The organism is Candidatus Kurthia intestinigallinarum, from assembly GCF_003991225.1.
GTDB lineage: Bacteria > Bacillota > Bacilli > Bacillales_A > Planococcaceae > Kurthia > Kurthia populi.
Window position 1 is genome coordinate 1 of sequence record NZ_JTFC01000040.1, and the last position, 9,641, is coordinate 9,641.

At 40.6% G+C, this 9,641-nt stretch carries 6 protein-coding genes; all 6 read left to right on the forward strand.

The genetic code is table 11. The features are described from left to right. Positions 1-980, forward strand: a 980-nt coding sequence (locus QI30_RS15650; RefSeq protein WP_148113868.1) for a suppressor of fused domain protein, incomplete at its 5' end; no start/stop codon positions are given. A 101-nt stretch (positions 981-1,081) separates the two neighbouring features. Beyond that, positions 1,082-2,953, forward strand: a complete 1,872-nt coding sequence (locus QI30_RS15655; RefSeq protein WP_126991523.1) for a suppressor of fused domain protein — start codon at positions 1,082-1,084, stop codon at positions 2,951-2,953. Between the two features lie 92 nt (positions 2,954-3,045). Beyond that, the gene (locus QI30_RS15660) at positions 3,046-4,533 is read left to right on the forward strand and encodes an SMI1/KNR4 family protein (RefSeq protein WP_126991524.1); all 1,488 of its coding nucleotides are present in this window, start codon (positions 3,046-3,048) and stop codon (positions 4,531-4,533) included. Between the two features lie 144 nt (positions 4,534-4,677). Next, entirely contained in the window at positions 4,678-6,546 is a 1,869-nt protein-coding gene (locus tag QI30_RS15665) for a suppressor of fused domain protein (protein ID WP_126991525.1), read from the forward strand. An 81-nt stretch (positions 6,547-6,627) separates the two neighbouring features. After that, positions 6,628-8,493 carry a suppressor of fused domain protein gene (locus QI30_RS15670; protein WP_126991526.1) on the forward strand — a complete coding sequence of 622 codons (1,866 nt, stop codon included), beginning with the start codon at positions 6,628-6,630 and terminating at the stop codon, positions 8,491-8,493. 140 nt (positions 8,494-8,633) lie between these two features. Further along, positions 8,634-9,641, forward strand: a 1,008-nt coding sequence (locus QI30_RS15675) for an ankyrin repeat domain-containing protein (RefSeq protein ID WP_199754703.1), incomplete at its 3' end; no start/stop codon positions are given.

Sequence of the window (9,641 nt, forward strand, 5' to 3'; positions counted from 1 at the left end):
CGATTAATTGGTTGATTAAATTAGCATGTATTCCGCATGATGAAAACGTTCAGCCGGCTCGAGGGGTCATCGTCCCCAACAAAGGGGATTTAGCAGACCCATATGGCATTGAAACCTATTTAAGCTGTATGTTAATTTCGGCTCCTACTGATTCAGATATCCAGCACTTGCAGGTAGAAGGCGAAGAAATTCGCATCGATGAATTGGTGCCAGTATATAAAGCGGAGTGGCAGTATGCGGAAGCAAATGGCTATCCTGCTTTACAAGAAAAATTAACAGCCGCACAGGTCCAGGAAGTGATTGATTTTCAACGTCCTGCCGTTGTGGAAAAGCCGGTAGACGATGGACAGCTCAAACCAGTTGGAACAGTTTCTAATTCAGAGAAAGTTCGTCAACAATTTGAAAAAGAATATGGACCGATTGCGCTCCAATTGACAGACTTGACGGTAGAAAGTGACCCATTGATACAAATTAGTGGAAATATCATTTATCCAACGAAAAAATATCCATATTATGTTGTTTTCACACTGGGGGTCAGTAATAATATTCCGCCAAATGTGACGCACAACGAAGCGTATGAAATGATGATGAAATTGCCTTTAGATTGGGTCGCTTCTGAAGAGGAATGGACACTTCCTGAAAAAAATTGGCCCCTACGCATGATGGCAGAATTCGGATATTATGTTCATAAAAACTTATTGAAATATTATGGAAATACAACATTTCCTGTAGAAGGGAAAACAAAAGAAATCCTTTTCGAGTACACAAAAATGACGCACCTACTAGCAAGAGGACCGAGTGAATCGTTTGTTTCTACAATTGTAAATGAAGAATTTCTGGTTATACTTCATCAACTTATCCCGATTTATGAATCTGAAATGGATTATGCCGAAGGAATTTATGGTGTGGATTTGATTCACTGCTTAGAAAAGCAGCATGCTGAGCATATATTCGTACAAAATCGACCACCATCTGTCTAAAAAAAAACACGGAGAAATCCGTGTTTTTTTGTGTATAATGGGGATAAATGACAAATACCTATCATTTCTTTCATGAGAAAATCGTAATTGGAGGCCTACATATGCAAGAAAATACGACGGAAGAAAATTTGACCCTAAAAGTAAATAAAGCGATTATAAATGGAGACCTAGCAACATTACAACAACTATACAATCAAAATGAAGATATCTTTCATGTCTATACACCGGTTGGAACGGTTTTACATTTAGCAGCTGAGTATAATCAATCAGCTATCGTGAAATGGCTCATAGAAATGGGGATGGATATTAATATAGAAGATAAAAATTATGGCCATACACCGATAAGAAATGCAATATCAGAAGGGCATGTGGATTTGTTTAAAGAAATATTTCAATTAGGTGCCAAGATTTATTTTGAAAACCCAAAACATCCTCACCAAGACCCATTATTCGGGGCTATCCTGGCGGGAAGTAAAGAGATGGCGCAATTATTAATCGACCATGGCGCGGATACGACAATTCAATATTTTGAACGAAAAGATGCCGCGCTGATGGCGAAAGAACAAAATCAAACGGAGATTCTAGCGCTCATTCAGGCCCATAATGCGACCTTACCTGCCGACCATGTGCCGCGTACAACGCCTAAAGAGGAAGACGAGGATGATGGCTATGAAGAGGAGGACCAATATGTAGAGGAACCTGAGGAGCCGGCAAGTCATGACGTAATTCGAGCGGCTTTTGAAGAAGTGTATGGACCCATTCAAACGACCTATCGTCACAAATACCCTTCTCAATTGTTTGTACAAGTGCATATCATTGCGCCATCAACTGCCTATCCTTATTATGTTTTATTTACAACGGGCATGAGTGACTATGCCATTGGGTACAACCTGTTATATGTGGAAAATATGATGAAAGTGCCGGCAGATTGGCTTGACGGCGAGGCAGACTGGTCAGATAAAGATAAAAAATGGCCGATTAATTGGTTGATTAAATTAGCAAATATCCCACATGCTGAAAAAACCCAACCTGAGCGAGGGGACATCGTCTCTAATAACGACGGCTTAGCTACCGTCTATGACATCGAAACCCATTTAAGCGGTATGTTGATTTCGGCTCCTACTGATTCGGACATCCAACGTCTGCCTATAGAAGGGAAAGAGATTCGCATCGATGAACTGGTGCCGGTATACAAAGCCGAATGGCAGTATGCAGAAGTAAATGGAAATGAAGCGTTACAGGAAAAACTAGCTGTGGCACAAGTACAGGAAGTGATTGATTTTCAACGTCCTGCGGTTGTGGATATGCCCGCAAGTGAGGGACCATCTAAACCAATTAAAAAACCTAAAAAACTGTCTAATTCGGAAACAATACGCCAACGGTTTGAAACAGAGTATGGACCGATTGCGTTTCAATTTACGCACTTGACCGTAGAAAGTAATCCTTCCATTCCAATTAGTGGAAATATCATTTATCCAACAAAGAAACATCCGTATTATGTTGTTTGCACGCTCGGTGTCAGCGATAATGTGTCTACAAAAGAGTCCACTACTTATTCGACTAAAGTAGTGGAAATGATGATGAAACTACCACTTAACTGGGTCGCTTCTGAAGAGGAATGGACACTTCCTGAAAAAAATTGGCCACTCCGTCTAATGGCAGAACTAGGGTATCACGTTCGGAAAAATTCATTGAAACTAGATGTGTATACAACATTTCCGGTAGAAGGGGAAATAGCGGCAATTCTTTCTGAGTATACAAACATGACGCATCTTTTAGCCAGACCTCCAATAGAAAATGATGTTTCTGCTGCATCGAATGAAAGATTCTTTATTGTCACTAATCAGCTTATACCAATTTATGAATCAGAGATGGATTATGCGGAAGGGATTTATGGTGTGGATCTTATTGATTACTTAGAAAAACAACAGGCAGATAATGTATTAGTTGTGAATCGACCACCATCTGTCTAAAAAAGACACGGAGAAATCCGTGTTTTTTTGTGTATAATGGAGATAAATGACAAATATCTATCAAAAGAGAAGATGGAAGGGATTTTTAAATAATGATATTCAATCAATTTGACTGGTCCGAAGTAAAAGAACCTGCAACACCGCAGGAAATTAAACAAGCAGAAGAGGAACTACAAGTGAAACTGCCAGAAGATTTTCTTGATGAAGCAATCCCTTATTTTGGCGCCTATTTGCAACAAAATGTCACGTGGGATGGACTTTCTTTTTCACAATTATTAACGATCCCCTCAAAGCAAGCACCTTATATAGCAACATTTAAAGTAGCTAAAGATAATTATGTTAAACAAGGGCGGATGACGAAGGAGTTGGTGCCTTTCGCATTAACACCAGGTGGTGACTATTTCTGTTTTGATTACGTAGAGGGGCCTGAAAATCCAACGGTGGTATATTGGACGCATGACGGTTCTGATTCGATTGAAAATTTAATGGAGGATGACGGCCTGACGGAAGAGGAGGCTATTGCTCATTTACGTGAGCACTCAACAAGCTATTTAGCGGAAACCTTCACAGAATTCGCGAAGGATTTAATGTTATCTGAGGAATATGAAGCGCTCGAAAAGGCCGAAGCAGAGGCAAGAAGAAAAGTGGAAGCAGAACGAAAGGCGGCTTATGCGGCATTACTTCGTACAAGTGAGCCAGGTTTTGAAAAACTTCTCCCAGAAGAACCGGTAGAGTATGAAGATGGGCATCCTGTTTTTGAGGGGAATAATTTATACTTTACCGCAACACTGCCCGAAGAATTATATTTAGGCGAAAGCGATGTGCAGCTTGAAGAATGTTTCCGTCAACTAAATGAAGCGCTCGAAACAGGAGCGTTATCTGCTTCTCGCTTTACACCAATGCAGCTACAGGATTTAGCGGCAGGGGCGCCGAAGCTAAAAGGTTTAGTTTGGCATCATCACAAAGAACCTGGGAAAATGCAGTTAGTCAATGCCTATGCGCATCTAGTAGTACACACTGGAGGTCGTTCGACGTGGGCGCATGATCCTGACCCAACCAAATATAGGGTGGATCGCTCAGACATTGAGCAAACAGGCATTTATCGAACAGAGGAAAAAGATGCTTTAGAGGGCCTACGTGAGGTTGAACGTCAGTTAGAAGTCCGCTTTCCTAAGGATTTTATCCAATTCTTCCGCACAATCAACGGGGGGCGTTTTGAGCACCAACACTTTTTAAGTGTAGGGATTGAACTCTTTGTGGGCGATTTACTGTCCTTTAATCCAGCAAGTGCGGATTATGTGTTGGACTATGTTAAACGGATGGGTGACCGTATGCCGGCGCCATTTGTGCCGTTTGCCTGTGATCCTTTTGGGAACCTATTTGGTCTTATTTATGCAAGGGAAAGTAAAAATACTTTACCGGTAGGTGTGGCTTATTGGTTGCATGAAGGGGCATCGCCATTTAAACCATTAGCTGTACGATTAGGGAAGAGCTATGATGAGACAGCAAAAATTGTCTTTGAAAAACATACACGGTTGTGCTCGTTTACCTTTACTGCATTTGTAGAACAACTTTATTAACACAAAAAAACACGGAGAAATCCGTGTTTTTTTGTGTATAATGGAGATAAATGACAAATACTTACCATTTCTTTCATAAGAAAATTAAATGGGGCATACATAGGCAAGAAAGTACGACAATTGGAACAATGGAGGAATTTAAGCGTGGAAAATAAAAAACCAAACACACCGTTATTAAATCAAACGGTACAGAAGGCAATCAGAGAAGGGAAGCTAGACGTCCTGCAACAGCTAGATGAAAATAACGAGGATGTATTGCATGCCTATATACCGGTTGGAACCGTTTTACATTTAGCAGCTGAATCAAATCAATTAGCGATTGTGAAATGGCTTCTAGAAAGTGGAATGGATATTGATGAAGAATCCTTCCCTTATAAAGATACAGCCATCGCATCAGCTGCAGCAAAAGGCCATTATGAGATGGTGCGTTATTTATTACAACAGGGGGCAACGATAAATTTTGAGTCCCCTCATCCCTATAAGGATGTCCTATTCAGTGCCATTCTTTCTGGAAGTAAAGAAGTTGTCCAACTATTAATCGACCATGGTGTGGACACAACAATTCGTTATTTTGAACGAAAAGATGCCGAACTGATGGCGAAAGAACAAAATCAAACGGAAATTCTAGCGCTTATTCAGGCCCATAATGCAACTTTACCTGCCGACCATGTGCCGCGTACAACGCCTAAAGAGGAATACGATGATGAGGACTATGAAGATGAGGAGGATGAGGAAGAGTACGAAGAACCATCCAGTCATGCGGTAATTCGTGCGGTGTTTGAAGAGGTCTACGGTCCGATTCAAACAACCTATTATCAAAACTTCCCTTCTGAGGTACCGATTCAGGCGCATATTATTGCCCCGTCAACCGCCCATCCGTATTATGTTTTATTTACAACAGGTATGAGTGACCGCGCGGTTGGATATAACCTGTTATATGTGGAAAATATGATGAAAGTACCCGCAGATTGGCTTGAAGGCGGGGCAGACTGGTTAGATCGAGAAAAAATATGGCCGATTAATTGGTTGATTAAATTAGCATGTATTCCGCATGATGAAAACGTTCAGCCGGCTCGAGGGGTCATCGTCCCCAACAAAGGGGATTTAGCAGACCCGTATGGCATTGAAACCTATTTAAGCTGTATGTTAATTTCGGCTCCTACTGATTCAGATATCCAGCACTTGCAGGTAGAAGGCGAAGAAATTCGCATCGATGAATTGGTGCCGGTATATAAAGCCGAATGGCAGTATGCGGAAGCAAATGGCTATCCGGCTTTACAAGAAAAATTAATCGCTTCACAAGTACAGGAAGTCATTGACTTTCAACGTCCTGCCGTTGTGGAGAAGTCGGTAGACCATGGACAGCCCAATTCGAAAGTGACGGCAAAAATAACGGAAGCGTTAACAAATGCGGACAAAGTACGTGAGAATTTCGAAAAAGAGTATGGGCTGATTGCCATTCAAATGTCAAATTTATTAGATGAAGAAAATCCGACGCTTACGATTACAGGAAACATTATTTATCCAACGAAAAAACATCCATATTATGTTGTTTTCACACTGGGTGTTAGTAATGATATTCCATCATCTGTAACGGACAATAAATCGTATGAAATGATGATGAAATTGCCATTAGACTGGGTCGCTTCTGAAGAGGAATGGACACTTCCTGAAAAAAACTGGCCTTTACGCATGATGGCGGAATTCGGATATAGCGCACGTGAAAAGATGCAGAAGATTTATCGCTATACGACGTTCCCCATTGAAGGGAACGCATTAAAGATTTTATCGAATCATACAAAAATGACCCATTTATTAGCAAGAGAACCAAATGAATTCTCTATTTCTGGTACAGTTGTAGAAAAAGTTTTAATTGTAGCACATCAACTTATCCCAATTTATGAATCTGAAATGGATTATGCAGAAGGAATTTATGCAGCTGATGTACTACGGTTGTTAGAAAAACAACAGGCAGATAATGTATTAGTTGTGAATCGACCACCGTCTATTTAAAGAAGACACGGAGAAATCCGTGTTTTTTTGTGTATAATGGAGATAAATGACAAATATCTATTGAAAATAAAGAGGGCCACAATGAAAAATAATAATAACGATTCAGAATTAGTTATTACAAAACAAATTTATGCCGCCATAATAGAAGGTAATGCAGAGGAAGTTAAAACACTAATTAAAGGAAATCCAGCGCATCTTTATGAAGATGTGGTTACAGGTAGCTGGTTACATTTGGCAGTGAGAGAAAATCAATTAGAAATAGTAAAATGGTTAATAGATTTTGGATTAGATGTTAATGTAGCAAATAAAAATCGTGGAGGCACAGCATTATCGGTTGCTGCTCAAGAAGGACATTATGAGATGGTCAAGTATCTTCTTAAACGTGGGGCTAATGTGAATTTTGAACCGCCTCATCCCTATAAGGATGTCCTATTCAGTGCCATTCTTTCTGGAAGTAAAGAGGTTGTCCAACTATTAATCGACCATGGTGTGGACACGACGATTCGCTATTTTGAACGAAAAGATGCCGCGCTGATGGCGAAAGAACAAAATCAAACGGAAATTCTAGCGCTCATTCAGGCCCATAATGCGACCTTACCCGCTGATCATGTGCCGCGTACAACGCCTAAAGAAGAATACGATGAGGAGGACTATGAGGAGGACCAATATGAAGAGGAAAAACCTGCAAGTCATGCGGTAATTCGTGCAGCGTTTGAAGAGGTGTATGGTCCGGTTCAAATGACCTATCGTGAAAGATTTCCTTCGGAAGTGCCAATTGAAGCGCATATTATTGCCCCGTCAACGGCCTACCCCTACTATGTATTATTTACAACGGGTATGAGTGATGAAGCACTAGGTTACAATTTGTTATATGTAGAGAATATGATGAAAGTGCCGGCAAATTGGCTTGACGGCGGGGCAGATTGGTCAGATAAAGAAAAAACATGGCCCCTTAATTGGTTGGTTGAATTAGCGAATATCCCCCATAATGAAAACGTTCACCCCGAACGTGGGGTCATCGTCCCTAATAAAGGTGAGTTAGTGCACCCATATGGCATTGAAACCCATTTAAGTTGTATGTTGATTTCGACCCCTACTGATTCAGACATCCAACGTCTGCCTATAGAAGGGAAAGAGATTCGCATCGACGAACTTGTGCCAATTTATAAAGCCGAATGGCAGTATGCGGAAGCAAATGGCTATGCCGCCTTACAGGAAAAGTTAACAGCGGCACAAGTACAGGAAGTGATTGATTTTCAACGTCCTTCCGTTGTGGATATGTCCGCAAGTGAGGGACCATCTAAATCAATTAAAAAACCTAAAAAACTGTCTAATTCGGAAACAATACGCCAAACATTTGAAAAAGAATATGGACCAATTGCGTTACAATTTACCGATTTATTAGAAGAAAGCGACCCGGCTATTCAAATTAGTGGAAATATCATTTATCCAACGAAGAAACATCCGTATTATGTTGTTTGCACACTTGGTGTTAGTAATGATTTATCTATAAAAGAGCCCCATACACATGTTATCAGGGTAAACGAAATGATGATGAAACTACCACTTAATTGGGTCGCTTCTGAAGAGGAATGGACACTTCCTGAGAAAAATTGGCCGCTGCGTCTAATGGCGGAATATGGGTATCATGTTCGAAAAAATGAATTGAAAGTTAACTCCTATACAACATTCCCAGTAGAAGGACAAGTAGCAGCAATTCTTTCCGAATATACAGAAATGGACCATCTTTTAGCTAGGAAGCCGAGGGAAAAGGATGCTTCTGGTGAAGTGAATGAAATGTTTTTTATCTCAATTAATCAACTCATTCCGATTTATGAATCAGAAATGAAGTATGCGGAAGGGATTTATGGTGTGGATTTGATTCACTGCTTAGAAAAACAACAGGCAGATAATGTATTAGTTGTGAATCGACCACCATCTGTCTAAAAAAGACACGGAGAAATCCGTGTTTTTTTGTGTATAATGGAGATAAATGACAAATACCTACCATTTCTTTCATAAGAAAATTAAATGGGGCATACATAGGCAAGAAAGTACGACAATTGGAACAATGGAGGAATTTAAGCGTGGAAAATAAAAAACCAAATACACCGTTATTAAATCAAACGGTACAGAAGGCGATCAGAGAAGGGAAGCTAGACGTCCTGCAACAGCTAGTCGAAAATAACGAGGATGTATTGCATGCCTATATACCGGTTGGAACGGTTTTACATTTAGCTGCTGAATCAAATCAATTAGCGATTGTGAAATGGCTACTGGAAAGTGGAATGGATATTGATGAAGAATCCTTCCCTTATAAAGATACAGCGATAAAATCAGCTGCGGCAAAAGGCCATTATGAGATGGTGCGCTATTTATTACAACAGGGGGCTGCGATAAATTTTGAACCGCCTCATCCCTATAAAGATGTCCTATTCGGTGCTATTCGATCTGGAAATAAAGAAGTTGTCCAACTGTTAATCGACCATGGTGTAGATACGACGATTCGTTATTTTGAACGAAAAGATGCCGAGGTGATGGCGAAAGAACAAAATCAAACGGAGATTCTGGCGCTCATTCAGGCCCATAATGCGACCTTACCCGCTGATCATGTGCCGCGTACAACACCTAAAAAGGAATACGATGATGAGGACTATGAGGATGAAGAAGAAGAGGAAGAGTACGAAGAACCATCCAGTCATGCGGTAATTCGAGAGGCGTTTGAAGAGATGTACGGTCCGATTCAAACGACCTATTATCAAAACTTCCCTTCTGAAGTTCCGATTCAGGCGCATATTATTGCCCCATCAGCCGCCCATCCGTATTATGTTTTATTTACAACAGGTATGAGTGACCGCGCGGTTGGATACAACCTGTTATATGTGGAAAATATGATGAAAGTACCCGCAGATTGGCTTGAAGGCGGGGCAGACTGGTTAGATCGAGAAAAAATATGGCCGATTAATTGGTTGATTAAATTAGCATGTATTCCGCATGATGAAAACGTTCAGCCGGCTCGAGGGGTCATCGTCCCCAACAAAGGGGATTTAGCAGACCCGTATGGCATTGAAACCTATTTAAGCTGTATGTTAATT